Raw genomic sequence first — 25,817 nt, 5'->3', positions numbered from 1 at the left:
TAGTATAGTGAACATCGTAGCCTGCATCAAGCAAACCTTTGACACGGAAGCCAAAATAGTCATTAATGATGGCCAGGTGTCTGATCAGGGGGTGAACCTGATCGTTAATCCGTACGATGAGTACGCCGTTGAACAGTCTATCCGTCTGAAGGAGAAAAACGGTGGTGAGGTGGTGGTGGTTTCCGTCGGTGGCGACAAAACCCAGGAAGCCCTGCGCTATTGCCTGGCCATGGGTGCCGACCGGGCCGTGCTGATTCAGGATCCGGCGTTGGCAAATGCTGACAGTGCCGCTTGTTCAGTGGCGTTGGCCAAGCTGCTTGCTGATATGGAGTATGACCTGATTTTCTGCGGCAAGGAAGCTGTCGATGATGGTGCCGCCCAGGTGCCTTCCCGGCTGGCGGAAAAGCTTGATCTGCCCCAGGCCAATGTGGTTATTGGTTTTGAGCTTGGTGATGGTCAGGCGACGGTTACCAGGGAGATTGATGGCGGTACCGAAATTCTTGACGTCCAGCTGCCGGCGCTTTTTTCAGCTCAGAAAGGTCTCAATGAAGTGCGTTACCCTTCTCTGCCGGGGATTATGAAAGCCAAACGCAAGGAATTGAAAGTAGTCAGTCTGGCAGATCTGGGGTTGAATGCTGACGATGTGGCTGCCAAGACAGAGTTGGTGTCCGCAGAACTGCCGCCGGCTCGCAAGGCTGGACAGGTGCTTACCGGTGAAGTTGATGAGGTTGTTGCCAAACTGGTTGCCTTATTGAAAAATGAAGCCAAGGTGATTTAAAGGAGGGTATAATAATGAGTATTGTCGTATTTGCTGAACAAAGGGGCGGTGCCCTTCGTAAAATCACTTCCGAGGTTGTAAGTGAAGGAAAACGTCTTGCCGCTGCAGCCGGCGATTCGCTGAAAGTCCTGCTGGTGGGAGACAATGTTACTGGTTTGGCTGATGAGCTTAAAAAGTTTGGTCCCGATGAAATTGCGGTGGCCAATGATGGGGCGCTGGCTGAGTATACCACCGATGCCTATGCAACGGTGGTTGCTGCCTACATCCAGCAGGAAAATCCGACGTTGGTGCTCTTTGGCCATAGCGCCATCGGCAAGGATCTGGCACCCCGGGTTGCCGCCCGTCTTGATGCCGGTCTTGTTTCCGATTGTCTCGATATTGCTTTTGCCGATGGTGACTTTTCCTTTGTTCATCCTATCTATGCCGGCAAGGCCATCGCGACCTATAAAATTAATTCACCGGTGAAAATTGCCACCCTGCGTCCCAATGTCTTTGCCGTTGCGGAAAGTGAAGGGGCTGCGGCTGTGGTTGATTTCGCGACGGATATTCCCGCAGCTCGTATCACCGTCAAGGAAGTTAAAATGCAAAGCGGAGATCGCCCAGAACTGACGGAAGCTGATATTATCTGTTCCGGTGGCCGTGGCCTGGGCAGTCCTGAAGGATTTGCCCTTATTGAGCAGTTGGCAGACACCCTTGGTGGTGCTGTTGGTTCATCCCGTGCTGCCGTCGATGCCGGCTGGCGGGAGCATCAGGCGCAGGTCGGCCAGACCGGTAAGGTGGTCAGCCCCAACCTCTATATTGCCTGCGGTATTTCCGGTGCCATCCAGCACTTGGCTGGCATGGGGTCTTCAAAATGCATTGTTGGGATCAATAAAGATCCGGAAGCAAATATTTTCAACGTTGCTGATTTCGGCATTGAGGGTGATCTGAATAAGATCATTCCCGCATTGATTGAAAAGCTGAAAGAAGTGGCTAATTAATTATCGATGACGCAATCAGCTCACGATCATCACGTTGAGGGACTCCCTCTCTTGATGATCGTGAGCTGTTGTCATTTTGTAGAGGAATGCTATGGACTTCTCATTGACCGACGATGAAAGAATGATTCAGGAGGTGGTTCGCCACTTTGCTGAAACCGAGCTGAAACCACAAGCACCTATTCTTGATCGGGAACATCGGATGGACCTGGGCAATCTTGCCAAGATGGCTGAGCTTGGTCTGATGGGCATGAACATCCCTGAAACGTATGGCGGTGCCGCAGTCGGGGTGTTGCCTTACAGCCTGGCAATGACCGAGGTGGGACGAGCCTGTTCAGCAACCGCAGTTACCATGTCGGTGACCAACATGGTTGCTGAAGTGATCTGCAGCTTCGGTACCGAAGAGCAGAAAAAGAAATATGTTACCAGGCTCTGCAGCGGCGAATATTCTGCCGGTGCCTTTGGTTTGACCGAATCCATGGCTGGCTCCGATCTTGGGGGCATGAAAACCTATGCGGTCAGGGAAGGGGATCACTTTCGTCTGAACGGCAGTAAGATTTTCATCACCAGTGCTGAATATTCAGGTGTGTTGGTGATCTGGGCGGTGACCGATAAGGAAGCACCAAAGAACCGTCGTTTGAGTGCTTTTCTGGTTGAGAAGGGTACTCCCGGACTGACCATAGGCAAAGCGGAAGAAAAAATGGGCCAGCGGGGTTCGGCAACCAATGAGCTGGTGCTTGAGGACTGCCTGGTGCCGGCCGAAAACATGCTGGGTAAGGAGGGTGAAGGTATCAAAATCGCCCTGATGGCTCTTGACGGCGGCCGTATAGGCATCGGTTCCATGGCCATTGGTATCGGTCTGGAGGCGATTGATTATGCCCGGGACTATGCCAAGGAGAGGATGCAGTTCAATGAACCCATTGCCTCTTTTCAAGCTATACAGTGGCAGCTTGCCGATACCTACAGTGAATTGAAAAGTGCCCAGTTGATGGTTTTACAGGCTGCTTGGCTGAAGCAGAACAAGCTGCCCTTTACCATGGAAGCATCCATGGCTAAGCTATTGGCCAGTGAACGGGCAAACCAGGCGTGCTACCGGGCCATTCAAATTCTGGGCGGCAACGGCTATATTGCCGAATATCCGGTGGAGCGGCTCTACCGTGATGCCCGAGTGACGACCATTTATGAAGGAACATCTGAAATTCAGCGCCTGGTTATTGCCCGTAATGTTCTTGTTGCTTCCTGAAGAAGCACACGTTTGCATATGTTGGCAGATCAGCTGTAGTTTATTGTAGAATCAGGTTTTATCCTTTTGCAGAGTGGCATGTTCCATCTTGGCAGCCGGTTTGAGATGGTCGTATGGCAGTTCTCTTTCTGTCTGCTGCTGATGTTTTTTGTGTTGGTTGTTGCTGGTTGTTATCATGAGGCGCAGGGAGAGCAAATGGTTGCCCGGCGCTGAAAAAAAGTGTATGGTGCCCTACTGTTACGCAGTAAAGCAGCTATCTTGTTTTTCAGGAGGAAAAATTGATGTCAAGCGATAAAGCGACGACACGAACCAGTGAGCGGCAGCAGGCCTGGGAAGCCATCTATGCCAAGGCGATTGCCAAACATCCTGAGCGCCTGTCGCAGTTTACCACAGTTTCCAATGAGCCGATCAAGAAACTTTATACTCCCGAGGACCTGCAGGGTTTTGATTATGACCGTGATCTCGGCAACCCTGCCCAGTATCCGTATACCAGAGGGGTGCAGCCGACCATGTATCGCGGCCGCCTGTGGACCATGCGTCAATTTGCCGGTCTTGGTGGAGCAGAGGACACCAACGCCCGGTTTCATTATCTCATGGATCATGGCGAGACCGGTCTGAGTACGGCGTTTGATATGCCGACCCTGATGGGCTATGATTCCGATAGCCACATGGCCAGGGGTGAAGTGGGTAAATGCGGGGTGGCTATCGATACTTTGGCGGATATGGAAATCCTCTTTGACAAGATTCCCCTTGATCAGGTAACCACATCCATGACCATCAATCCACCGGCCTCGATCATGCTGGCCATGTATGTGGCGGTGGCCGAGAAACAGGGAGTTGGCAAAGACAAGATCGGTGGTACCATCCAGAACGATATGCTCAAAGAGTTCATCGCTCAGAAAACCTTCATGCTGCCGCCGGAACCATCAATGCGGATTATTGCCGATACCGTGGAATATTGCACCAATGAGGTGCCGCGCTGGAACACCATCAGCATCAGCGGCTATCACATTCGTGAGGCAGGATCCACCGCGGCCCAGGAGCTGGCTTTTACCTTGGCTGACGGTATTGGTTATGTGCAGGCCTGCATTGATCGAGGGCTGGATGTTGATGCTTTTGCCCCGCGCCTGTCATTCTTCTTTAATGCTCATGTGGATTTTTTTGAAGAGATTGCCAAGTATCGGGCTGCCCGCCGCATCTGGGCCCGGGTGATGAAGGAACGTTTTAAAGCCAAGGACCCCCGTTCTCTGTTGTTGCGTTTTCATACCCAGACTGCCGGTTGCTCTTTGACTGCCCAGCAACCCTATAACAATGTGGTGCGCACCGCCTATCAGGGTCTTTCCGCAGTGCTGGGAGGTACCCAATCACTGCATACCAACTCCCTGGATGAGGTGCTGGCGCTGCCGACCGAGCATGCGGTAACCATCGCTCTGCGCACCCAGCAGATCATCGGTGAAGAGATCGGGGTTACCAACACCATCGACCCCTTGGCCGGATCCTATTTTGTTGAGTCGCTGACCAATAAAATGGAACAGTTGGCTATGGATTATATTAATAAAATTGATGATATGGGAGGCATACTGAAAGCAATTGAGGTTGGATTTCCTCAGAAGGAAATTGCCGATGCCGCCTATACCTACCAGAAGCAGATTGATGATGGCGAGAAGATTGTTGTCGGGGTTAACAAGTACCAGATGGAGGAGAACCTGCCCATCGAACTGCTGAGAATTGATCCGGTGGTGGAAAAACGTCAGCTCCGGCGGTTGGAAAAGGTTAAAAGTGAGCGTGACAATGCCAAAGTGCAGACGTGCCTCCAGGCTATTGAAGCAGCCAGTCGGAACGGGGAAAACCTTATGCCGCACCTGGTTGAAGCAGTCAAGTCATATGTGACCCAGCAGGAGATCTGTGATACCTGGCGGAATGTCTTTGGTCGTTACACCGATCCGGGAATGTTTTAGGAGGCTAGTATGGCAGCGGATAAAATTAAGGTACTCATTGGTAAACCCGGGCTGGACGGCCATGACCGCGGAGCCAAAGTTGTCGCCCGCGCCTTGCGGGATGCGGGTTTTGAGGTGGTGTATACCGGTCTCCACCAGACGCCGGAACAGTTGGTGGCTACGGCTATCCAGGAAGATGTTGATGTGATCGGGGTCAGCAGCCTGGCCGGTGCTCACATGTATCTTTTCCCCCGGATTCTTGAATTGCTGGGCGAAAAGGGGGCTGAAGACATCCCGGTGTTCGGCGGTGGGATTATTCCTGAAGAGGATATTGTAGAACTCAAGAAAGCCGGCATCAAGGAGATATTTACTCCTGGTTCACCGGTGAATGACACGGTGGAATGGATTAAAAAGAACGTCAACCAGTCCTGATCATGATGGTAGGTGGTCGTAATGCCGAGTGCGGGTACTCATTGTCGAGTACCCGTTTTTTATCGGTGGCTCAGGTATCCCGCCCATAGGCGGGGATTATTTTCAGCTGCATGCCGGTGGGCAACGATTTATGGGCCGGGTACTCTTCCCCCAGGCCATTATAGCCGGCAATATTTTTTGCTTCAGCAGGCGACTGAAAAAAATGGTCGGCAATGGTCGCCAACGTATCACCCTGACGAACAGTGTAGATCTGCAGCCGGGGGATGTTGACTTTTTCAGCTTGTTGTCGGGATAGCATGGCCAAGTGCTGCTGCAGGAACGCAGGTTTACTGGCGTGGGGGGTAAAGGCCAGAAACAGGTAGCCAAAATCCTGACCGGTAAAAGCGGCAAGCTTGATCTGCTGCCAGGTGCCCTGTTTGTTCTTCACCTGATAATCCCTGGTGATTCCTGCCGACTGATTGATGGTAATACCTTCTTCAGCCTGGAGGCGGGTGGCATATTTTTCCATGAATCCATCGGCCATGACCGCTGGCGGTAGATAGCGCTCCATCTCCTGATAGATGAATACCAGCTCCTGCTTGCCGCTGTCAGTCATGATAAAACCATTCTTCAGAGGTTTGAGCGTCATTTCAGCCGGGATAGTGAACCTGATCCGGCAAAAACTGTTGGTGTAGGTGTTGCCGAGCACAAAACCTGCGCGTACGTCAGGTCCGGTCTGCAGGCCGTCGATTGCCTGCAGGTATGACTGCCGATTAATTTCTATCGCCCGTGGATATTGTTTTTGCAGTTGGCTGGCCAGAAATGCTGTTCTGGTGACCCTTTCCGAGGTCAGGGGATGGGAGGCCATAATTGCTTCTAGACCAGCCGGTTCCTGACTGTGCAGCTCCCGTAGACGGCCGAGAAAGCTGCTCATCTGGCCAGGGTCATAGCCAGCCATGGCCGTATAGCGGGTGCCAAGGTCATCGGCCTCCCGCTCCTGGCTGCGGCTGTATTTCTGGCCGATGAGCCCGAAGAGGGTGCCGCTGACCTGTTGCCAGGCGGAAGAGCCGGTGGCGGCTCCAACTGCGACGCTGAAGATATTCATTCCCAGCGCCGCCTGCAGTCTCTTCATGTTGTGCCGGCCGTTCACATGCCCCAGTTCATGGCCGATGACCGCCGCCAGTTGGGCTTCATTGTTGCATTCAGCCAAAAGTCCCCGGCTGACATAGACGTAGCCACCGGGGAGGGCAAAAGCGTTGAGAATGGGGGCATCGATGACCGTAAAATGGTAGTTAAGGGACTGTCGTTCACAGTGGCTGCTTACCCGGCGGCCAACAGCGGAGACATAATCCTGTATCTGCCGATCATTGTAATAGCCATACTCCTGCACTACCTGGGGATGGGCTTTCTGGCCCATGGACACTTCCTGCTCATCGCTGTAGATCATCAGTTCCGGTGAGCCGGTCACCGGATTGACCGCACAGGAAGACAACAGTGAAATCAGTATGGCGAAAAGAATACAGATTGAATATCCTCGCAGCTGAGGAAGGGTGGTGATGGTGAGATGAGAAAAGGATATCCTCATGATGTCTCGCTTCATCATCTGTCGAAGTGTAACCCAGGAAGCCATCGCTTTGCTGCCAACCCCCATTTTATGAAAAACCTTGCAAGCCGGTAATGAATTTGGTAAGAGGGGATACCGTAAAAAACATTAGTTTATACCATGTTACCTGATTTTAAAAGCCTTTGCAATGGCGTTCCGGCAATGGTGAAGTCCAGCTGGTCTTGGCTGGATTTTGTTTTCAGGATCCTGGTCATGGGTAATTGGAATTTTTTTTAAAAAAGAGGTGGAAAAGGTGGAATCATCATTCAGTGTACCCTATGCCGAGCGGATTAACCAATTGCCGCCCTATCTGTTTGCCGCCATTGATAAGAAGAAAGCCGAAGTCCGGGCCAAGGGAGTAGACATCATAGATCTGGGGGTGGGAGATCCTGACCTGCCGACGCCGGGTCACATTGTCAGTGCCATGCAGCAGGCCGTTCTCAGAAAGGAACATCACCGTTATCCCTCCTACGCGGGGATGCCGGCTTTTCGAGAGGCTGCTGCCCAGTGGTGTCGTCGCCGTTTCAATATAGCCCTTGATCCGGCAAGCGAAGTGCTGTCATTGATTGGCTCCAAGGAGGGGATCGCCCATATGCCTTTGGCTTATGTTAATCCGGGTGATTATGTCTTGGTTCCTGATCCAGGCTATCCGGTGTATGCGGTGGCAACCGCGTTTGCCGGTGGAATACCCTATGCCATGCCGCTGCTGGAGGAGAATAATTTTCTCCCCGACCTGCAGCGCATACCAGCTGAGGTGGCCGAAAAGGCTAAACTGCTGTTTATCAATTATCCCAACAATCCCACTGGCGCCATTGCCGGCCGGGAGTTTTTCGAAGAGGTCATTGCCTTTGCCAGGCAATACAACATCATTGTCTGCCATGATGCCGCCTATACGGAAGTGGCCTATGACGGCTATCGTCCACTAAGCTTTCTCCAGATTCCCGGAGCGATGGAGGTGGGCATTGAGTTTCATTCACTTTCAAAAACCTACAACATGACCGGTTGGCGGATCGGTTTTGCCGCCGGTAATGCCCGGGCGATCAATGGTCTTGGCAAGGTGAAAACCAATATTGATTCCGGTGCTTTTCAGGCTGTGCAGGAGGCGGCGATCATTGCCCTCAGTGCTGACCAGCAGTGTGTGGCCGAGCTGAGTTCCCTTTACCGGCAGCGCCGGGACTTCATGGTCGACTCCCTGAGAAAAGCGGGTTTTACGGTTGCGTCTCCCAAAGCAACCTTTTATCTCTGGATTAAGAATCCTTCAGGGATGGATTCGGCCTCGGTGGCGACCATGCTGCTGGAGCAGACCGGGGTTGTGGTTACCCCTGGCAGCGGTTTTGGTGCCTCCGGGGAGGGTTTTTTCCGTATTTCGCTGACTGTCCCTGAGGAGCGCCTCCAGGAAGCCGGTGATCGCATTGTCAAAGTAATCGGCCAAAGGGGATAGCCATGCTGCGAAGTATCAGTAAATGTATGATCTGTTATCTGATTGTTCCCATGGCCTTCCTGGTGGCAGGTGTGTCGATGGGACGGGCGGGAACGCTTGCCGATGCCGTCGTATCGCTCTTTGACCAAGTGGAAAGCAATCTCTTTAGTCAGGGACGGATTGTCGTCGTTTTGGCGGCAGAACATGAGGTTGTTGTGGAGTTCAGTTCTGCGGCTACTGCCGGACCTGGTGCCGAGTTGGTGGTTTTCGATACCAGTGAACGCAGGGTGACGGATGTGGAAAAAGTTTTTGCCAGAACGCCCAAAGGGGTGATTTCTATCCTGGAATCTGCCGGCAGCGTATCCCGGGCGCTGATTGTTGACCAGCAGAAGGAGTTTGCTGTCGGCGATGAAGTGATGATTCCGGTCCCGGTGATGGCCTATGTAACGCCGGTCAAGAATCTTACCGGTTTTCAGGCGTTAACCGGCGAGATGACCGAAGTCATCGCTCTGCAGCTGGGTTCCATGCCAACCATCAAGATTCAGGGTATAGCGCCTGTCTCCCAGCCTGACGTTGATCGACTGCGAAATGAGGTGAATCAGGCGGGTCGCTACGGACTCATCGTTCAACCGTACCTTGTCCTTGTCAACGGGCAAAGTAAAGTCCAGCTGAAAATGATCTCTCTCTTCAGTGGCCAGTCACTCGGCGTTCTTTCCGAAGATTTTTTTGCTTTTCCAACGCAAGCCGTGTCGCCGGCCTTGCCATACCCCGGGCAAGCGCCGCAACCATACCTGCAGCAAGGCATGCCACAGCGGTAGTCGCAGGCTAGGAATCCGGAGAGCTTCAGACATTTCCTGTTGCCGGATAACCTGCCAGCAGGGGTATGTCAGTGATGCTGCCGGAGAGTATCTACGCTCGCTCTGCGAGTCCATCAATGCTAAAGGGATGACCATCATGATTATCGACAGTCATGTACACCTCTTCCCCCCTGAGATTGTCAGCAACCGGGATAGGTTTTTTGCCGGGGAGCCGGAGTTCAAGCTGCTCTACGAGTCACCACAATCTAAGCTGGTGCTGGCGGAGGATCTGCTGAACAGTATGGCCGAAGAGGGTGTCGACCGGGCTGTGGTGTTCGGTTTTCCCTGGCGGGATATGGGCGTTGCCCGCTTATGCAATGATTATATTCTTGAAAAGGTGAGAACCTATCCTGACCGGTTGATTGGCCTGGCGTGTTTTGGTTTTGACGATCCTTCGGAAGCGGCTGCCGAGGCGGAACGTTGTTTGGCCGCCGGTCTGCAAGGGGTGGGGGAGCTTGCCTTCTATATAGAGGGATTTACTCAGGAAGTTGTCAACGCTTTTTTCCCGGTCATTGAGGTCCTCCGGACAGCCGGCCGGCCTTTAATGCTCCATACCAATGAACCGGTGGGGCACCAGTACCCGGGCAAATGCGATGTGATGCTGCGCAACCTGGACAGCTTTCTCCGGCTTTATGGTGATGTGCCGACCATTTTTGCCCATTGGGGTGGCGGGTTTCCCTTTTTCCACCTGCTGAAGCGGGAGATGGATGAGGTGGTCGCCAACCTCTATTATGATACGGCGGCTTCTCCCTATCTCTATAAACCCATGATCTACCATGCCGTTGGGGAGATGATCGGTTATGACCATATTCTGCTGGGGACCGATTATCCTCTGCTGAAACCTTCCCGCTATTTTGCCGAAATGGAACAGGCTGGTATTAGCCGGGAACAAAAAGCCCTGATCTGCGGCCTCAATGCCGCCCGCCTCTTCGGGATTACCGTTGACGCTTAGTCCAACCAGCCATCATCCTCAGTCTGTACGGGGTGCCCAGAACCACTGAGAATAAATCCCCGACATTCCGGATCATAGCTCTCTTGTTGTCGGGTGTTTTCTCCTATGCGCACCAATAAGTGGTTCATCTTCTGCGTTGTCATCAGCTTCTATTTTCTTTCCTATTTCTACCGCTGTTCAACGGCGGTTATCGCCCCCGATCTGGTGCATGATTTTGCCATTGGCCCGGCTAATCTCGGTCTGCTGAGCAGTATCTATTTTTACACCTTTGCCGTGGCCCAGTTTCCCATAGGTCCGGCCCTCGATCGTCTGGGTCCGAGGATCATGGCTTTTTTCATGGGCCTGGTGGCGGCGGCCGGGGCGGTCATCTTTGCCATTGCACCAACGTTCCTGCTGGCCGTTCTGGGGCGTGGCCTCATTGGCCTCGGGGTGTCGGTTGCTTACATGGGTACCCTGAAAATTATTGCTCATTGGTTCCACAAAGACGAGTTTGCCATGATGTCGGCTCTGGCCATGGCCATCGGCAATGTCGGGGCCCTCACCGCCACCGTGCCGTTGGCCATGGCTTCCGCCTGGCTTGGCTGGCGGACCACCTTTCTGATCCTCAGCCTGTTGACGGTTGCCTCAATAACAGCAATTTTTTTCTGGGTTCGCGATTATCCCCCCCAGGGGCGGCAGCAAGATAACTCATTATCTTGCTGCTCAGCCCGGGAATCGCTGGCTGAGGGAATCAGCATCAGGAAAAGCTTCATGATCCTCCTGGCTACCGGGAACTTCTGGCTTATTGCCCTGCTGGAGTTCTGCTGGTTTGGCACCTTTATCGGCATCCAGGGACTGTGGGGTGGGCCGTACCTGATGGATGTTTATGGTTTGTCGCCTGCCAAAGCAGGGAGTATCCTGGGGATGATAGCCATCGGCTTTATCTGCGGCGGCCCCCTGCTGGGGTGGCTTTCCGATGCGGTTATCCGGTCGCGCAAGAAGGTGATCCTGGCCGGGATGGGCGGCTATGCCCTGGTTATTGCCGTTCTGCTGGCGGTGCAGAACCTGTCTTCCTTGAGTCTCTATCTGCTGTTTTTCCTTTTTGGGTTTGCCGGTTCCAGCGGTATTATCGGCTATGCCCACATCAAGGAGTCCTTTCCCCTGGCCATGTCGGCAACAGTTATGTCAAGCATCAATTTTTTTGCCATTGGCGGTGCCGCTCTCATTCAGCATCTCATGGGCTTTATTATCAAGATCTATCCTGCCGTTGATTCCGTCTATCCATTTGCCGCCTACCGCTCTGCCTTTCTTTTCTGCTTTGCGGCGGTTGCCGCAGCGTTAATCGGTTATTGCCGCTCGCAGGAAGGGGAGCGTTGATTGTGGAGTCTTGTCTTGAGGCTGATTTTTCCTTGACAGGTTTGATATTCTATGGTTGATATGACGTTATATTCATTTTATAATATTGTTTTGTTCAGCTTAACATGGACCCTGTGAAGGAGGTAATCAATGCAGAGACGTAAGTTCATCAAAAAGTTGGGAGCTGGAGTCGTTGCGGCTGGTGCCGCATTGTCTTTGCGGCCGCGCAAAGCCCGGGCTGCCAAACCAAAAACCTACAACTGGAAGATGGTAACCACTTGGCCCCCGCACTTTCCGGTACTGGGTGAATCAGCTGACAATATCGCCAAGTGGGCTGAAGAGATGTCCGACGGCCGGCTGAAAATCACTGTCTATGGTGGTGGTGAGCTGGTGCCGCCCTTGGGTGTTTTTGATGCGGTCAGTTCCGGCACCGTCGAAATGGGCCATGGGGCTGCCTACTACTGGGCCGGCAAACATCCGGCGACCCAGTTTTTTGCCGCCGTGCCTTTCGGCTTTAATGCCCAGTCCCAGAACGCCTGGATCTACAGCGGCGGCGGTCAGGAATTGTGGGATGAAGTCTATGGCAAATTCAACCTGAAGGGTTTTCTGGCCGGTAATACCGGTGTCCAGATGGGTGGCTGGTTTAACAAGGAAATCAACACCATGGATGATCTCAAAGGCCTGAAGATGCGCATCCCCGGATTGGGCGGCAAGGTGCTGGCCGAAGCCGGCGGCAATGCCATCCTGGTGGCCGGCGGCGAGATCTATACCAACCTCGACCGTGGCGTTATCGATGCCACCGAGTGGGTCGGCCCCTATCATGACAACAAAATGGGCTTCTATAAAGCTGCCAAATTCTACTACTATCCAGGCTGGCATGAACCGGGAACCTCCCTTGACTGCATGGTCAATAAACAGAAATTTGAAGCGCTGCCCAAGGATCTCCAGGCAATTATCGAGACTGCCTGCTACCGTTCCAACATGTGGAGCCTGTCCGAGTTTGAAGCCAAGAATAATGCCTATCTGAAGGAACTGGTGGAGAAACACAATGTTCAGCTGAGGAAGTTTCCGGAGCCGGTTCTGTGCGGTCTCAAGGATATATCAGATAAAATCTTGAATGAGATTGCCGACGGTGATCCCTTGACCAGGAAAGTCTACGATCATTTCCTGGCCTTCAAAAAGAGCATGGTGGAATGGAACAAGGTTTCCGAAGAACAGTACCATCAATTTAAGAGCTGCAATATAAAGAGCTGAAGGACTATCAATAACGCATAAAAAAAGCGGGGCTGACTGCCCCGCTTTTTTTATGCACTGAATTTTCACCGCCTCCTGAGCTAATCCCCCAGCAAAACATGGGGCAGCCAGGTGATGGTTTCAGGGATGAGGGCAATGATCACCAGAGCGATTACCTGGATGATCACAAAGGGAATGATGCCCTTGTAAATATCGATGGTTTGCACACCTGGAGGGGCGACTCCCTTGAGGTAGAAAAGGGAGAAGCCAAACGGCGGCGTCAGAAAGGAAGTCTGCAGATTGACAGCAATCAGGACCGCCAGCCACAGGGGGTTGACGCCCATGGTGAGCATAATGGGGGCCAGAACCGGTACGTGGATAAAGGTGATCTCGATAAAGTCAAGGAAGAAGCCGGCAAAGAAAATAACCGTCATGACGATGGAGAGGATGCCCCATTTGCCGAAGGGCAGGGCACCAATGAGCTCCCGAACCAGGGCATCGCCGTTCAGCCCCCTGAAGACCAGTCCCAGGGTCGTAGCGCCCACGAGGATGATGAATACCATGCAGGTCAGGTTGGTGGTCCCTTTCATGACATCCATCAGGGTATCCAGGTTCAATTTTTTCTGCATGGCGGTCAGCAGGGTGGCGCCCACCGCTCCTACTGCCGCCGCCTCAGTGGGGGAGGCAATGCCGGCAAAGATGGAACCGAGAACGGCAACCATCAGGAAAAGGGGCGGCAGGAAGGCCTTAAGAACCCGCTGACGCATCTGCTTTTTGGAGATGCCGGCCAACTCCTCAGCAGGAATTGGGGGGGCCCACTCGGGCTTGATGGACGAGATGATAAACACGTAGAGCATGTAGAGAACAACGAGAATAAGTCCGGGGATGACGGCACCAACGAACAGGTCGCCGATGGGCACGTTCATGATATCCCCCAGGAGGACCAGGACAATGCTGGGGGGGATGATCTGCCCCAGGGTTCCGGATGCCGCCACGGTGCCGGTGGCCAGCGCTTTGCTGTAGTTTCTTTTCAGCATCGTCGGCAGTGACAAAAGGCCCATGGTAACCACGGTGGCCCCGACGATGCCGGTGGAAGCCCCGAGCAGGGCGCCGACAATGATGACGGAGATAGCCAGGCCGCCGCGCACCCTGGCGAACACCAAGCCCATGGTTTCCAGCAGTTCTTCCGCCAGCCCCGAGCGTTCCAGCATGACCCCCATGTAGATGAACAATGGTACGGCCAGCAGGGTGAAATTACTCATGGTGCCCCAGATGCGTAAGGGCAGGAGGTTGAAAAACTGGGGACCGAAACCGATGAGACCGAAAAACAATGAGACGCCGCCGATGGTGAAGGCAACCGGATAACCTAGCAGCAGCAGGAAAAAAACCGAGGCGAACATGATCAGGGACATATATTCATTGATGAATTCCATTAGCTGGCCACCTCATTCTCTTTGCCGATGATGACCAGAAAATTTTTTATCGCCTGGGAAACACCTTGAATGATAACCAGCGAAAACCCTAGGGGAATCATGGCTTTCAGCAGGTAGCGGGCTGGCAGTCCGCCGGGATCGGGGGAAATTTCCCGCATCGACCAGGATGAGCCGACAAAGTTTTTGTTGGCATAGATGACGATGAGAGAAAAAGGAATGAGAAACAGAAAGGTGCCGAAAAAATCGATCCAAGCCTTCTGCTTGGTGCTCAGGCGAGTATAGATGATATCAACCCGGACATGGGCATCCTTTTTCAGGGCGTAGGCCGCGCCGATGAGGAAAATAATCGAGAACAGGTGCCATTCCATTTCCTGGACGGCGATATTGCCCCGGTGAAACACGTAGCGCATGATCACGTCATAAAAAACATTGAGGACCATGAGCGTCGTCAGCCAGGCAACAGCGAGGCCGATCTTTTCAATGCAATAGTCAATTGACTGGGAAATCTTTTTAAGGAAATTCAACGCTCTCCACCTCCTGATGCGGGCTGTTACTGCGATACGTATGCCAGAATTGCAATATATACATGAGTGGCAAAACTTATAATAAAAACCAGCAAGTTACAAGGAATTTTTCGTTGTTTTTTTACGTTGCCTCCATTGGGCTGCGGTAAAAAAATGAAAAGCGGTTGACTTTTGCTGTGTTGCCCGATATTGCAAGCCAGAAAAAACCTCTGCCTTCAGGGCGGTGTATCATTATAGGAGGGATAAAACCATGCTATCTGTCGAACATGACCCGTTCACTCCGGAATTCTGGCGGATTTATGCCGAAAAACGGCGGAAAAGTTTTGAAAACCGCAAAATAACAACGGCTAAAAAGTGGGATGATCTGGCCGACCACTATCACAAGTTTGAAAATGCTGATGATTTTGTTGCCGACCAACAATGGATAACCAACCAACTGCACGATCAGCAGATTCTTCAGCCTGGTTATTCCGTTGTTGATATTGCCTGTGGCCCGGGAACTCATTGTTTCGATTTTGCCAAAAGCTGCAAGCGGGTGGTCGCCGTTGATGTTTCTCCGAAGATGATCGAACAGCTGCTGGCGAAGAAAAAGGAGCGTCAGACAGCCAACCTGGAGGTCATCTGTGCTGACTTTTATCAGTATGATCCTCCTGAAACCTTTGACCTGGTCTTTGTCTCCATGAGTCCCATCCTCAATGATCTGGCCAGTGTTGACCGGTTGCTGTCCATGTCATCCCGTTACCTGGCCCTTGCCTACTGGGCCGGTATTCGGGAGAACCCCATGTACAATCACTGTCACCAGCTGGTTTATGATGAGCCGTATGTCTGGGATCCGTTGGATATCGTGGCGATTTTCAATTATCTCTATGCACTGGGCTATTCCCCGCAGATCTCCTTCCAGCATGCCACCTGGAAACGCCAGGACACGGTGGCTCATGTTATTGACCATACTATCTGGCATCTGGAGTTCCAGCGGTCCCTGACCGGGGCTGAGAAGGATGCCGTGTCTGCCTATATCAGCTCCTTTGGTGATTCCCAGGGAATGGTTTCCTATGATACCAGGGTCAGAAAAGGGTGCCTCATCCTTGATAAGCAGGTAGGACGGCCGGATGATGACCAGGCGACCGCAGCGGTTTAGGATTTTTTTCTTTTGCTGGTTTTTCTTGGCAACGTTCTTCCCGGCCACTGTACTGGCTGCCCCCATGCGGGTTGTCGTCAGTATCCTGCCTCAGAAGTTTTTTGTCGAGCAGCTGGCTGGCGAGCTGGTGGATGTGGCGGTGATGGTTCCTCCAGGCGCCGACCCCCACACCTACGAGCCCCGACCGTCACAGATGGAGGCCTTGGCAGATGCCCATGTCTATTTTACCATCGGGATACCTTTTGAGAAGGTCTGGCTGCCCCGACTGGGCCAAGTGAATAAGAATCTGCAGTTTGTTGCCTCGGACCGGGGCATTGAAAAAATATCGGTGAACGGCAATGCGGCAGCTTTTGACCGGCAACCGGTAAATAAACATCAGCATCTTCTTCCTGATCCGCACATATGGCTGGACCCCAGTCTGGTGAAACAGTTATCCCGAACCATGACCGAAACCTTGTGTGTTCTGGATGCCGACCATCAGGATGTCTATCGCAACAACCTGGCTCAATGGGAAGAAAGGTTGACCCTACTTGATGAGGAGCTCCGATTGCTGACCGCGCCGATGCAGAGCAACCCATATTTTCTGGTCTTTCATCCTTCCTGGGGCTATTTTGCCCGGGCATATGGCCTCCAACAGTTGGCGGTTGAACGCCATGGCAGCGAACCTGGTCCCCGCTATCTTGCCCAGCTGGTTGAGCAGAGCAGGAAGCTGGGCATTAAAGCCATTTTTGTCCAGCCGCAGTATCGTGGCAATGGGGCAGCTTTACTCGCCGGCGAGTTGGGGGGTAGGGTGATAGAAGTTGATCCCCTAGCTGAAAACTGGCTGGTAAACCTGCAAAAGGTTGCCTGGCATCTCAGGCAAGGTAATTGATGAGCAGTGATCAAACAACAAGGGTCATGCCGCCGGCGGTAGCCATTGATAATCTCTCTTTTGCCTATGGCAACCAGGTTGTCCTCAAAGATGTCAATCTGACTATTCATGAGCAGGATTTCCTTGGCATCATCGGTCCCAATGGGGGTGGCAAAACGACTCTGGTCAAACTCATTCTCGGTTTGCTCAAACCTGCCAACGGGACAGTTGCCGTACTGGGCACACGTCCGGTTGACGCCCGGCCTCATCTGGCCTATGTTCCTCAGTTGATGGCCAAAGAGGACCGCTCTTTTCCCATTGCTGTCTGGGATATTGTCCTCCAGGGCCGGCTGCAGCCTCATTGCCGGGGCTACCGTTATCGCAAGGAAGACCATCGGCGGGCTGCCGATGAACTCCAGCGGGTGGGAATGTGGGAGCAGCGTCAATGTCCCATAGGAGAGCTTTCCGGTGGCCAGCGGCAGCGGGTGTTCCTGGCCAGGGCTCTCTGTCGTGATCCCAGGATTCTTTTTCTTGATGAGCCGACGGTCGGTATTGACAGCGTGGGTCAGCAGAACGTCTATGATCTTCTGCAGGTCCTGAACCGGGAGATGACCATCGTCATCATTACCCATGATATCGGCGTGATTTCCCAGTATGTCCGCTCAATTGCCTGCGTCAATCATACCCTGGTGGCCCATGACGAAGGCCTCATAACCCCGGAGATGCTCGAAGCAACCTACCAGTGTCCGGTAGACCTGATAGCCCATGGTCTTCCCCACCGGCTGTATAAACCTCATCCGTAAGGTACAGGAGAACAGGGCTGTATGCCACAGATATTGTCCGTGGATTTTTTCCAGAATGCCTTGCTGGCCGCCCTGCTGGTCAGTGTTACCTGCGGTGTTATCGGCACCCTGGTGGTGGTCAACCGGCTGGTTTTCCTGGCGGGGGGAATTGCGCATGCCGCTTTTGGCGGGGTTGGGGTTGCCTACTATTTCGGCCTGCCGCCGCTTCCCTGTACCGCCCTTTTTTCAGTCATCGCCGCGCTGGCTATGGGAGGCATCAGTATGATAAGCAAGAGCCGTCCCGATACCATTATTGGTGCCATGTGGGCGATCGGTATGGCAGTTGGCATCATTCTGGTGGATCTGACCCCGGGATATCACGCCGATCTTTTCGGCTATCTGTTCGGCAGCATCCTTGCGGTTTCAACCATTGATCTGGTATATATTATAGTTATCGACCTGCTGGTTCTGATGATTGTCTACCGCTATCACCATGAACTGCTGGCCATCTCTTATGATCCTGAATATGCCGAAGTCTGTGGTCTGCCGGTGCGGGTTATCCAGGGGGCAATGCTGGTTCTGGTGGCCCTGTCGATAGTGGTGCTGATCAGAGTAGTGGGCTTGATTCTGATTATTGCCCTGTTGACCATCCCGGCTGCCATAGCCGAAGAACTGACTCCATCGATCAGAAACATGATGTTGCTGGCGGTGGGCATCAGCATCGGCTGTATTGTTGGTGGTCTGTTGCTTTCTTTCCTGTTTGATCTGACCTCAGGGGCAACAATTATTTTACTGACGGCGGTGGTCTACCTGCTCTTTACTGCTTGTCGGTGTTGTTTTTCCCGGTAACGCTTCCCTCAGAATCGCCCCATCGAGTCACAGTTTGTTGTTTCGATCATGTCGTAGAGGATCCTGATCTCAGCTGCCCAGCGGCTGCTGTCGATGGTTTCCAGAATCAGCGGCATGCGGTCAAACCGGGGGTCGTTCATCAGTCGCCTGAATACCTGCCAACCCAAAGTTCCTTCACCGAGACGTTCATGGCGGTCAACCCGCTGCCCCAGTGTGACTTTGGCATCATTCAGATGGGCACCCCGTAAGTAGTTGAAACCGATAATGTGGTCGAATTCAGCCATGGTTTCATCAAAGCCCGTCGCGGTACGCAGTTCATAGCCGGCAGCAAACAGATGACAGGTATCAAGGCAGATGCCAATTCTTGCCCGGTCTTCGATCAGGTCGATAATTGCTGCCAGGTGTTCAAACCGATGACCGAGATTATTGCCCTGTCCAGCGGTATTTTCCAAAACGACGGTTATTCCGTTGGTTACCTCTAGTGCCTGGTTGATGCCGGCGGCAATGTTTTCCAGACAGGCATCATCACTGATTCTGCCCAGGGAACTTCCCGGATGAATATTTAAAGAAGTAAGGCCAAGCTGGGCGCAGCGCCGGATCTCATCAATAAATGCCTCGACTGACTGTTGCCGTTCCTGCTTTCCCGGATGCCCCAGATTGATTAGGTAACTATCATGGGGCAACACCTGTGCAGGTGTAAAGTGTCCAATGGCCATGTAGTGGTGGAACAGGGCAACCTGTTCATCGGTGAGTGGTTTTGCCTGCCAGCGGCGCTGGTTCTTGGTGAACAGGGCGAAGGCCCGTGCTCCGATGGTCGTGGCATTACGTGGGGCGTTTTGTACGCCACCGGCAGTACTTACATGTGCTCCAATCCATTTCATAGACTTCATTCTTCCAGACAACGGAGTTCAATGTCAGTTGAGATGGTTAAAAGCTCTGAGCTGACGATCACATGGTAATCCAGCGATTACGCAGCTGATCAATGCCAGCTCCAGGTCATTGCCTATGTCTGTGGAGGTCAGCGGCGACCTGATGAATATCATATCATTATCATTCTTCTTGTCAAGGTTGCTGGCGTGCAACCTTCGTCACTGAGAGTACTTTCTTGTACGTTTTATTTGCACCCTTAAGGGCACAAGCCCGCCTCCAGCAGGTGTTCCCTGGCGTCACACACCAGTCCAGGTTGATGACGGTTGATGAAAAGTGGACAGTAGCCAGCTGAGTACTGTTGACTATGGATGGTAAGAGTGGTAAAAATACAGTAGTTGAAGATGGGGCTGGCGCGTGTGCACCAGCCATGACCATAAATGTATGGCAGAGGAGGAAGCTATGCCTGATTGTGCAACCAGAATAATAGACGGTGTCTACTGGGTAGGGGTCAACGATCACGATACCCCGTTGTTTGAAGGATTATGGGCATTGCCCCATGGGATGAGCTATAATGCCTATCTGGTTCGAGGCCGGGAAAAAACAGCTTTGATTGAACTGGTGAAGAGTGACTACGCTGATCAATTCATCAGGCGCATTGAAGAAGTTGTTCCTTTGGACAGTATTGATTATATCATTCATAACCATATGGAGCCTGACCATAGTGGGTCGATACCGGTGATCTACGAACGGTGTCCCAAGGCCGAAGTGTTCTGTACTGCTAAAGCGAAATCTTTCCTGGATCAGTTTTACGGTGTGGGGGAACGGGTAACAGCGGTTAATGATGGCGATCGTATCGACCTCGGAGGTAAGACCTTAAAATTTCTCAGCTATCCCTGGCTGCATTGGCCCGACAGCATGTTCACTTATCTGGAGGAGGATAAGGTGCTCTTTCCCTGTGATGCTTTCGGTGGCTTCGGGGCTGTGGATGAAGGCTTGTTTGATGACCAATGGGATCTGGAGGCATACTGGCCGGAGTCGAGACGCTATCTGGGAACCATCGTGGCGTCCTACCTGCCGCATGTGGTTAAGGCCATTGATAAATGGGTGAAGGGGGGGATGGGAATTTCTGTCCTCTGTCCTTCCCATGGACCGGTCTATCGTCAAAACCCCATGGCGATTATCAGCCGCTACCAGGAGTGGGCCAGCAACCAAAGAGGGCAGAAGGTGGTTATGGTTGTCGGTTCCATGTGGGGTAATACCCACAGGATGGGCCAGGTGGTCAAACAGCGGCTGCTGGAAAAAGGTCTGGAGGTTGCCTATTTCGACGCCGCAACCGCAGAGCCGGGGGCTGTCCTTGGTGAGATGCTTAATGCCGGTGGCATAGTTTTTGGTGCTCCGACTTACGATGCCAACATCTACCCGAGGCTGGAATACTATCTGATGTTGTTTAAAAGCAAAAAGAAGACCGGCTATCCGGTAGGCGTTTTTACCCAAAACAGCTGGAATGTCAATATCCTGCCTAAAGTGGAGGCGTATTTGCAGGATATGAAAGCCGAGATTGTCCAGCCGGAAGTCGTCGGCCATGGCGCGCCGGATGCCGAGGTGGTGCAAGCCCTGCAAATGATGGCCGATGCACTGGCCATACGGATTACCAACCCTTGTGCCTGTCCGGTTTCTAACTGAATGGAGGAAATGATGCAAAAAGATACAATGCCCTGCGATCGCTGCGGGGCTCAGTGTGGTGCCGATGATCTGGTGGAGCTTGACAACCGGGAGCTCTGTGAAGATTGCTATATGGATGTTGTGTCGCCGCTGAAAGCCTGCGATCCCTGGGCTGTGCATTCGGCAAAACAGGCAAAGCTGACTACCGAGGTTCATTTGCTGCCTATTCAACAGCAGATGGTGGAGACTATTACGAATAAAAAGGCCATTACGCCGGTGGCTTTGGCCGAAGAATTGGCCGTTGGTCTTAAGGAACTGCAGAAAAATTTTGCCATCCTCAGGCATATGGAACTTTTGCGTGGTTTCAAGGGCGAGGATGGCGTTATTTATTGGACCCTCTTTGCCTCCTGATATTCCTTCACCTTTCTGAGCGTTATGCTGGTGACCAGCGCTTTCTGCGGCTTGCCGCGGGAATCGCTGGTTTTTCATTGGCGTCTCCTGTTAAGCCCTTCCCTCAGCGCCTTCATTTACGCTAAAGAGATCTGATTTTGTGCCGATAAGTAGAAAGCAGTCTGCCCTCAGGTGGGTATTTGCAGCAACAGCCGAATGCATCGGTTCAAGGAGTTCAATCTGAATGAAAACCTATAGCCCCAAGATCCGCCGTATTTTGATAGTTGATGACAGTATGGTGGTGAGGGATGCTTTAACTAAACAACTGTTGAAAATGATGGATGTGGAGATTGTTCATGCCGGTGATGGTCAGGAAGGATTGAAAAAGGCCCTGACGGAACACTTTGATCTGATCATTACTGATGTTGAGATGCCCTGTAAAAATGGTCTGGAGATGTGTCGTTTGATCAAGGATGACCCTTCTCGCCACCATATCCCAGTGATTATTCTCAGCGTGTTGGATGATGAAAATGATATTGATCAGGGTTTTCTGGCTGGTGCGGACGCCTATTTATCGAAAAACGAAGCCAGGGAGAAAATTCTTCAAACCATTGAAAAGCTACTCTATAAGACTACCTTTCAACGTGACCAAACCATCCTGGTGGTTGATGATTCATCAACCATCCTCTCGATTGTCCGCAAGGGGCTTAGCGAAGCCGGTTTTACCGTGGTAACAGCTGAAAACGGCAGGAAGGGGCTAGATGCCCTCAGAACCACTTTGCCATCCCTGATTCTCAGTGATATTGATATGCCAGAAATGGATGGTCTGTCGTTCTGTCAGGCGGTTCATGCTGATCCCCTGACCGCCGCTATTCCTTTTGTTGTTATGAGTGCCAATAACCAGCGACCGATCATGAGGCGGATGCTGCAGTTGGGAGCTGATTCCTACCTGGTGAAGCCGTTCAATCTTGACCAGCTGGTTATTACGGTGGAAAAGCTGCTGTCGGATAAATTGCTTTTACTGCATAAAGAGAAGGAAAGGCTGGAAACAGAGCGAAGCTTGATGCTGGCAAGCATTACCAGTCTGAGTTGTGCTCTGGAAGCACGTGACTCCTATACCCAGGGACATTCTGAAGCAGTGGCCGAAATTGCCGTTGGGATGGCCAGATTGATGAATTTCACCACTCAGGAAATTGAAATCATCCATCTGGGGGCAACACTCCATGATATTGGCAAAATCGGGGTCATGGATCAGGTTCTCCTTAAGCCCGGAAAATTAACCGACGCAGAATATGACATGATCAAGAGACATCCGGTGGTCGGTGCTGATATCCTGCGGCCGGTACCCAGTCTGGCGGCAATCATCCCCATGGTTCTCCACCACCATGAACGAATAGACGGTAAGGGCTATCCTGATGGCTTGAAGGGGGATGCCATCCCTTTGTGGGCCAGGATGATTGCCATCGGTGACACTTTCCATGCTCTGACCAGTGATCGTCCCTATCGTAAAGGTATGCCCTTGGAAAAAGCTTTGCAGATTATTGAAGAGGCGAAAGGCACCCAGCTTTGCCCTGAATGTATCCCTATTTTTCTCCAGTTCTTGGAATGCTGGCACAATGAAAAAAGAGAAGGAGTGGATGGCTGGGGAGGTATTGCAGCTCTCAGCTGACAATATTATAGCCTGACATGGAACTCTATACACCGTTACATATCCAGCTTGATAATAATACGCCGGGACGTTTCAAAAGTTTTCTGGTGGGCATGGAAGAGGGCAGGTATATGATTGTCAAACTGCCTTCAGCTGCTGATCCCAAAGCACTCTTTACTCTTGACCGTTCCCTGGTGGTCCGATATCTGCACCGGGGCAGTGTTTTTGGTTTTAAATCTAAGGTCATGGGGGTGATCGACAGCCCGGCCCCTCTTCTCTTTATCTGCTATCCCGAAGCCATTGAAGATCATAACCTGCGTAATTTTGCCCGGATTGACTGTTATCTGCCGGCCCGCCTGCAAACGGGTAAATTGTTTTTTGATTGCCGGATTGTCGATATCAGTAAAGGCGGTTGTCAACTGGCCATGAAAAACAGCGAGTTGGAGGGGGTCAACAATGCCCTTGCGGTTGACCAGGAGGTGGGCATTTCCTTTTGCCTGCCGGGAGTGGTTGAAGAGCTTTTGCTTGCCGGCATTGTGCGAACAGTCATGCATGATGATTCTGTGAAAATAGGAATTAAATTCAACTTGTTAGAGGGTATGCCTAAAGCTAAGCTTTATAAGTTTCTAGCCACTGCCGGTGCTTGAGTTACCAGTTGTTCTCCTGCCTTACAGAGCTATTTTTATTCTCCGTTTATTCCTTATTCTGCACTAGATGACTAGGGGTGGCGTTATGATAGGCGCCGCCGGCGGTGAACAATTGCTCCCTAAATTTGTCGATCAACAGGGTGTCAGGGGATAAAGCGGTTGAAATTTTTTCCCATCAGGGGTAATACATAGGTTCTTCAGGAGATCCTTCCCGGGAAAGGGTGGTTCTCCTCCTTCCCAACCGCAATCCGGAGCAGCCGATGAACTACCTGATCATTGGTAACGGGATTGCCGGAATCAGTGCCGCTGAGGCCATCCGCCGGCAAGATGTTCATGGCACCATTACCATGGTGGCCGCCGAAAATTCACTTCCCTATTGTCGTCCGATGATCAGTAGTGTCCTTGAAGGGACAATCTCCGAGGATCAGCTGCCGATCCGGTCCTCAAACTTTTATGATGAATTGCGTATCCGACCGGTACTCGATGAGCGGGTTGTTGCCATTGACCTCGATACTCGTACGGTTAGCACGGCTGCTGGCCTGATCATTCCTTTCGACCGTTTGCTGATTGCCACCGGTGCCGATCCCCGTAGCGTTGCTGTTCCTGGCAGCGGTCTGCAGCATATCTTTCCTCTGCGTTCCCTGACCCATGTGCAAAAAATGCTGACCATCGTCCCCCAAGTTCACAGGGCGGTGGTGCTTGGCGGCGGCCTGGTTGGTTTTAAAGCTGCTTATGCACTGTTGCGCCGCGGGCTGCATGTCAGCATGGTGATTGGCTCCGCTTATCCCCTGGCTATGCAGGTGGATGAAACCGCTGGCCACATGATTCTTCATGAACTCCAGAACCATGGCCTGCGGATTCTGGTTGGCAGCCAAGTACATGCATTTGCCGGTCATGCCAAGGTCAATGCCGTAGCTCTTGCAGACGGAACCGAACTTCCGTGTGAACTGGTGGTTGTCGGCAAGGGGGTGGCGCCTGCCTGTAAGTTTATTTCAGCTGACCGCATTGCAGTCAACCAGGGAATCGTGGTCAATGAACACCTGGAGACCTCTTTTCCCGGTATATATGCTGCCGGTGATGTGGCTGAACTGGTTGACCTTGCCCGCCGTTGTCGTTTTCTGAATGCTATCTGGCCGGAAGCCGTTGATCAGGGAATTGCTGCGGGGATGAATATGGCCGGCCGGCCTGTATGCTACCGGGGAAGTGTCAGTCGGAATGTTATCCGCATTTTTTCCCTCGACGTCATGACTGCCGGTCTGGTTGCCCCCCCGGCCGATGACAAGCGCTATACCATTATCAGCTCTCTCATGCCTCGCCGCCGGCAGTATCGAAAGATGGTTTTTTGCGATGACCGGCTGGTTGGTATGATTCTGATTAATGATATTGCCCAGGGAGGGGTGTTGTTTTCCCTTATCCGTCGCGGACTGCCGCTGACCATTCCAAAAGAGAAGCTGCTGGATTCCACTTTCCAGGTTCGTTCGCTGTTATGGTGAGTTCAATTTCAGTGGAAAATTGCTGGCACTGATGGAACAATCGTAAGCGAAAGTATGTATTGACCGCTTGCCGTGAAAACGGTTGAGCGTTCTTCGTGCAACACTGCTGCTAAAGGGGGGGATACGATGAAGCAAGTTCAAGTTCATCCTGAGCGTTGTGTTGGCTGCATGCAGTGCATGCTTGCCTGTGCCACCGCCCATTCACAGAGCAAAGAGATGCACCGAGCCATTGGTGAAATGCCATTGCCGAAACCAAGAGTTCATGTGGGTGCTGGGTTATCGGGGGAGGGGTTTCCCAACCGTTGCCGCCACTGTGACCCGGCACCATGCTTACTGGCCTGTCTGCCAGGGGCGATATTTCGTGACCCGGAGAGCGGCACCGTCCTCATTGACCCTGACCGCTGTATCAACTGTGCGTCCTGTGCCATGGCCTGTCCTTTCGGCGTCATCCGTTATCATCAGGACTGGTTGGCGCCGGCAGAAAAAACCATCGCGGTTAAATGTGACAACTGCATTGTCAGGCAGCAGGATGGGCTGCTGCCTGCCTGTGTTGAGGTTTGCAAGACAGGCGCCCTGACCTTTGAAGAGTCTGCTGATGCTTTGAAGAGGAAAACAGCTGTCGTGGCCCGCTCGGTATCGGCCGCAGTGGACCAGCAGTTTCCGCCAGCGGCCGGGGTTGCACTGTTGCTCGAGATGAAAAAAAGTCTCCATTCTCTTGAGGATCGCTAGTTTATCGGTTCATCCATGATAAAAACCGCTGTAGTCAATGACAAAAAAGGAGAGGA

General features: G+C 52.3%; 24 protein-coding genes. 20 read left to right on the top strand and 4 right to left on the bottom strand.

Translation table 11 applies throughout. The features are described from left to right. The first annotated feature begins 7 nt into the window (after positions 1–7). The 5 genes from JXO50_08300 (at position 8) to JXO50_08280 (ending at position 5,367) form a co-directional block, all read left to right on the top strand. Positions 8–778, top strand: a complete 771-nt coding sequence (locus tag JXO50_08300) for an electron transfer flavoprotein subunit beta/FixA family protein (protein MBN2333091.1) — start codon at positions 8–10, stop codon at positions 776–778. Positions 779–786: 8 nt separating this feature from the next. Next, positions 787–1,758, top strand: a complete 972-nt coding sequence (locus JXO50_08295) for an electron transfer flavoprotein subunit alpha/FixB family protein (protein MBN2333090.1) — start codon at positions 787–789, stop codon at positions 1,756–1,758. 91 nt (positions 1,759–1,849) lie between these two features. Next, positions 1,850–2,998 carry an acyl-CoA dehydrogenase family protein gene (locus tag JXO50_08290; protein MBN2333089.1) on the top strand — a complete coding sequence of 383 codons (1,149 nt, stop codon included), beginning with the start codon at positions 1,850–1,852 and terminating at the stop codon, positions 2,996–2,998. A 281-nt stretch (positions 2,999–3,279) separates the two neighbouring features. Beyond that, on the top strand, positions 3,280–4,956 hold the full coding sequence (locus JXO50_08285; GenBank protein MBN2333088.1) for a methylmalonyl-CoA mutase family protein: 1,677 nt from the start codon (positions 3,280–3,282) through the stop codon (positions 4,954–4,956). Between the two features lie 9 nt (positions 4,957–4,965). Next, positions 4,966–5,367: a cobalamin B12-binding domain-containing protein gene (locus JXO50_08280; protein MBN2333087.1), complete on the top strand. Its 402-nt coding sequence runs from the start codon at positions 4,966–4,968 to the stop codon at positions 5,365–5,367. A gap of 70 nt (positions 5,368–5,437) precedes the next feature. Here JXO50_08280 and JXO50_08275 read toward each other — a convergent pair whose 3' ends face one another. Then, a complete protein-coding gene (locus JXO50_08275; GenBank protein ID MBN2333086.1) occupies positions 5,438–6,949 on the bottom strand; it encodes a M48 family metalloprotease in 1,512 nt (503 codons plus the stop codon). A gap of 253 nt (positions 6,950–7,202) precedes the next feature. On the opposite strand from JXO50_08275, the gene JXO50_08270 reads away from it, so the two are divergent. From JXO50_08270 to JXO50_08250, 5 genes are all read left to right on the top strand, one after another. Beyond that, positions 7,203–8,390 carry an LL-diaminopimelate aminotransferase gene (locus JXO50_08270; GenBank protein MBN2333085.1) on the top strand — a complete coding sequence of 396 codons (1,188 nt, stop codon included), beginning with the start codon at positions 7,203–7,205 and terminating at the stop codon, positions 8,388–8,390. 2 nt (positions 8,391–8,392) lie between these two features. Beyond that, positions 8,393–9,187, top strand: coding sequence for a hypothetical protein (locus JXO50_08265; GenBank protein ID MBN2333084.1), 795 nt, complete (start codon positions 8,393–8,395; stop codon positions 9,185–9,187). A gap of 136 nt (positions 9,188–9,323) precedes the next feature. Further along, on the top strand, positions 9,324–10,178 hold the full coding sequence (locus JXO50_08260; GenBank protein MBN2333083.1) for an amidohydrolase: 855 nt from the start codon (positions 9,324–9,326) through the stop codon (positions 10,176–10,178). A gap of 105 nt (positions 10,179–10,283) precedes the next feature. Next, positions 10,284–11,534, top strand: a complete 1,251-nt coding sequence (locus JXO50_08255; protein ID MBN2333082.1) for an MFS transporter — start codon at positions 10,284–10,286, stop codon at positions 11,532–11,534. Positions 11,535–11,663: 129 nt separating this feature from the next. Beyond that, positions 11,664–12,767 carry a TRAP transporter substrate-binding protein gene (locus JXO50_08250; protein MBN2333081.1) on the top strand — a complete coding sequence of 368 codons (1,104 nt, stop codon included), beginning with the start codon at positions 11,664–11,666 and terminating at the stop codon, positions 12,765–12,767. Positions 12,768–12,847: 80 nt separating this feature from the next. Here JXO50_08250 and JXO50_08245 read toward each other — a convergent pair whose 3' ends face one another. Then, the gene (locus JXO50_08245; protein MBN2333080.1) at positions 12,848–14,170 is read right to left on the bottom strand and encodes a TRAP transporter large permease subunit; all 1,323 of its coding nucleotides are present in this window, start codon (positions 14,168–14,170) and stop codon (positions 12,848–12,850) included. An 8-nt stretch (positions 14,171–14,178) separates the two neighbouring features. Next, positions 14,179–14,619, bottom strand: coding sequence for a TRAP transporter small permease subunit (locus tag JXO50_08240; GenBank protein ID MBN2333079.1), 441 nt, complete (start codon positions 14,617–14,619; stop codon positions 14,179–14,181). 334 nt (positions 14,620–14,953) lie between these two features. Between JXO50_08240 and JXO50_08235 the strand changes: the two genes are divergently transcribed. The 4 genes from JXO50_08235 to JXO50_08220 are packed head-to-tail and all read left to right on the top strand — an operon-like array spanning position 14,954 to position 18,322. Continuing rightward, positions 14,954–15,841: a class I SAM-dependent methyltransferase gene (locus JXO50_08235; protein ID MBN2333078.1), complete on the top strand. Its 888-nt coding sequence runs from the start codon at positions 14,954–14,956 to the stop codon at positions 15,839–15,841. Between the two features lie 25 nt (positions 15,842–15,866). Beyond that, entirely contained in the window at positions 15,867–16,712 is an 846-nt protein-coding gene (locus JXO50_08230) for a zinc ABC transporter substrate-binding protein (protein ID MBN2333077.1), read from the top strand. Between the two features lie 26 nt (positions 16,713–16,738). Continuing rightward, positions 16,739–17,494 (top strand): metal ABC transporter ATP-binding protein, encoded by a 756-nt coding sequence (locus JXO50_08225; GenBank protein MBN2333076.1) that lies wholly within the window; start codon positions 16,739–16,741, stop codon positions 17,492–17,494. Positions 17,495–17,515: 21 nt separating this feature from the next. Continuing rightward, positions 17,516–18,322, top strand: a complete 807-nt coding sequence (locus JXO50_08220) for a metal ABC transporter permease (GenBank protein ID MBN2333075.1) — start codon at positions 17,516–17,518, stop codon at positions 18,320–18,322. An 8-nt stretch (positions 18,323–18,330) separates the two neighbouring features. Here the strand turns inward: JXO50_08220 and nfo are convergent, their stop codons facing one another. Further along, entirely contained in the window at positions 18,331–19,203 is an 873-nt protein-coding gene (nfo, locus tag JXO50_08215; protein ID MBN2333074.1) for a deoxyribonuclease IV, read from the bottom strand. Between the two features lie 448 nt (positions 19,204–19,651). Here nfo and JXO50_08210 point away from each other — a divergent pair, with 448 nt between their 5' ends. The 6 genes from JXO50_08210 (at position 19,652) to JXO50_08185 (ending at position 25,761) form a co-directional block, all read left to right on the top strand. Next, entirely contained in the window at positions 19,652–20,875 is a 1,224-nt protein-coding gene (locus JXO50_08210; GenBank protein MBN2333073.1) for an FprA family A-type flavoprotein, read from the top strand. Positions 20,876–20,884: 9 nt separating this feature from the next. Next, positions 20,885–21,265 (top strand): hypothetical protein, encoded by a 381-nt coding sequence (locus tag JXO50_08205; protein MBN2333072.1) that lies wholly within the window; start codon positions 20,885–20,887, stop codon positions 21,263–21,265. Positions 21,266–21,488: 223 nt separating this feature from the next. Then, positions 21,489–22,913: a response regulator gene (locus JXO50_08200; GenBank protein ID MBN2333071.1), complete on the top strand. Its 1,425-nt coding sequence runs from the start codon at positions 21,489–21,491 to the stop codon at positions 22,911–22,913. Between the two features lie 17 nt (positions 22,914–22,930). Beyond that, positions 22,931–23,539, top strand: coding sequence for a flagellar brake protein (locus JXO50_08195; protein ID MBN2333070.1), 609 nt, complete (start codon positions 22,931–22,933; stop codon positions 23,537–23,539). A gap of 260 nt (positions 23,540–23,799) precedes the next feature. After that, the gene (locus JXO50_08190) at positions 23,800–25,032 is read left to right on the top strand and encodes an NAD(P)/FAD-dependent oxidoreductase (GenBank protein MBN2333069.1); all 1,233 of its coding nucleotides are present in this window, start codon (positions 23,800–23,802) and stop codon (positions 25,030–25,032) included. Between the two features lie 126 nt (positions 25,033–25,158). Beyond that, the gene (locus tag JXO50_08185) at positions 25,159–25,761 is read left to right on the top strand and encodes a 4Fe-4S binding protein (protein MBN2333068.1); all 603 of its coding nucleotides are present in this window, start codon (positions 25,159–25,161) and stop codon (positions 25,759–25,761) included. Positions 25,762–25,817: the final 56 nt, after the last annotated feature.

The organism is Candidatus Anaeroferrophillus wilburensis (assembly GCA_016934315.1).
Classification (GTDB): domain Bacteria; phylum Desulfobacterota; class Anaeroferrophillalia; order Anaeroferrophillales; family Anaeroferrophillaceae; genus Anaeroferrophillus; species Anaeroferrophillus wilburensis.
Note: the sequence above shows the minus strand (reverse complement) of the source record. Positions and strands in the feature narration are given on the sequence as shown.

What these genes read in the sequence shown, in the direction of transcription:
- JXO50_08290 (MBN2333089.1), top strand. Translation starts at nt 1,850, where the DNA reads ATGGACTTCTCATTGACCGACGATGAAAGAATGATTCAGGAGGTGGTT.
- JXO50_08285 (MBN2333088.1), top strand. Translation starts at nt 3,280, where the DNA reads ATGTCAAGCGATAAAGCGACGACACGAACCAGTGAGCGGCAGCAGGCC.
- JXO50_08280 (MBN2333087.1), top strand. Translation starts at nt 4,966, where the DNA reads ATGGCAGCGGATAAAATTAAGGTACTCATTGGTAAACCCGGGCTGGAC.
- JXO50_08275 (MBN2333086.1), bottom strand. Translation starts at nt 6,949, where the DNA reads ATGATGAAGCGAGACATCATGAGGATATCCTTTTCTCATCTCACCATC.
- JXO50_08265 (MBN2333084.1), top strand. Translation starts at nt 8,393, where the DNA reads ATGCTGCGAAGTATCAGTAAATGTATGATCTGTTATCTGATTGTTCCC.
- JXO50_08260 (MBN2333083.1), top strand. Translation starts at nt 9,324, where the DNA reads ATGATTATCGACAGTCATGTACACCTCTTCCCCCCTGAGATTGTCAGC.
- JXO50_08255 (MBN2333082.1), top strand. Translation starts at nt 10,284, where the DNA reads ATGCGCACCAATAAGTGGTTCATCTTCTGCGTTGTCATCAGCTTCTAT.
- JXO50_08250 (MBN2333081.1), top strand. Translation starts at nt 11,664, where the DNA reads ATGCAGAGACGTAAGTTCATCAAAAAGTTGGGAGCTGGAGTCGTTGCG.
- JXO50_08240 (MBN2333079.1), bottom strand. Translation starts at nt 14,619, where the DNA reads ATGGTCCTCAATGTTTTTTATGACGTGATCATGCGCTACGTGTTTCAC.
- JXO50_08235 (MBN2333078.1), top strand. Translation starts at nt 14,954, where the DNA reads ATGCTATCTGTCGAACATGACCCGTTCACTCCGGAATTCTGGCGGATT.
- JXO50_08225 (MBN2333076.1), top strand. Translation starts at nt 16,739, where the DNA reads ATGCCGCCGGCGGTAGCCATTGATAATCTCTCTTTTGCCTATGGCAAC.
- JXO50_08220 (MBN2333075.1), top strand. Translation starts at nt 17,516, where the DNA reads ATGCCACAGATATTGTCCGTGGATTTTTTCCAGAATGCCTTGCTGGCC.
- nfo (MBN2333074.1), bottom strand. Translation starts at nt 19,203, where the DNA reads ATGAAATGGATTGGAGCACATGTAAGTACTGCCGGTGGCGTACAAAAC.
- JXO50_08210 (MBN2333073.1), top strand. Translation starts at nt 19,652, where the DNA reads ATGCCTGATTGTGCAACCAGAATAATAGACGGTGTCTACTGGGTAGGG.
- JXO50_08205 (MBN2333072.1), top strand. Translation starts at nt 20,885, where the DNA reads ATGATGCAAAAAGATACAATGCCCTGCGATCGCTGCGGGGCTCAGTGT.
- JXO50_08200 (MBN2333071.1), top strand. Translation starts at nt 21,489, where the DNA reads ATGAAAACCTATAGCCCCAAGATCCGCCGTATTTTGATAGTTGATGAC.
- JXO50_08195 (MBN2333070.1), top strand. Translation starts at nt 22,931, where the DNA reads ATGGAACTCTATACACCGTTACATATCCAGCTTGATAATAATACGCCG.
- JXO50_08190 (MBN2333069.1), top strand. Translation starts at nt 23,800, where the DNA reads ATGAACTACCTGATCATTGGTAACGGGATTGCCGGAATCAGTGCCGCT.
- JXO50_08185 (MBN2333068.1), top strand. Translation starts at nt 25,159, where the DNA reads ATGAAGCAAGTTCAAGTTCATCCTGAGCGTTGTGTTGGCTGCATGCAG.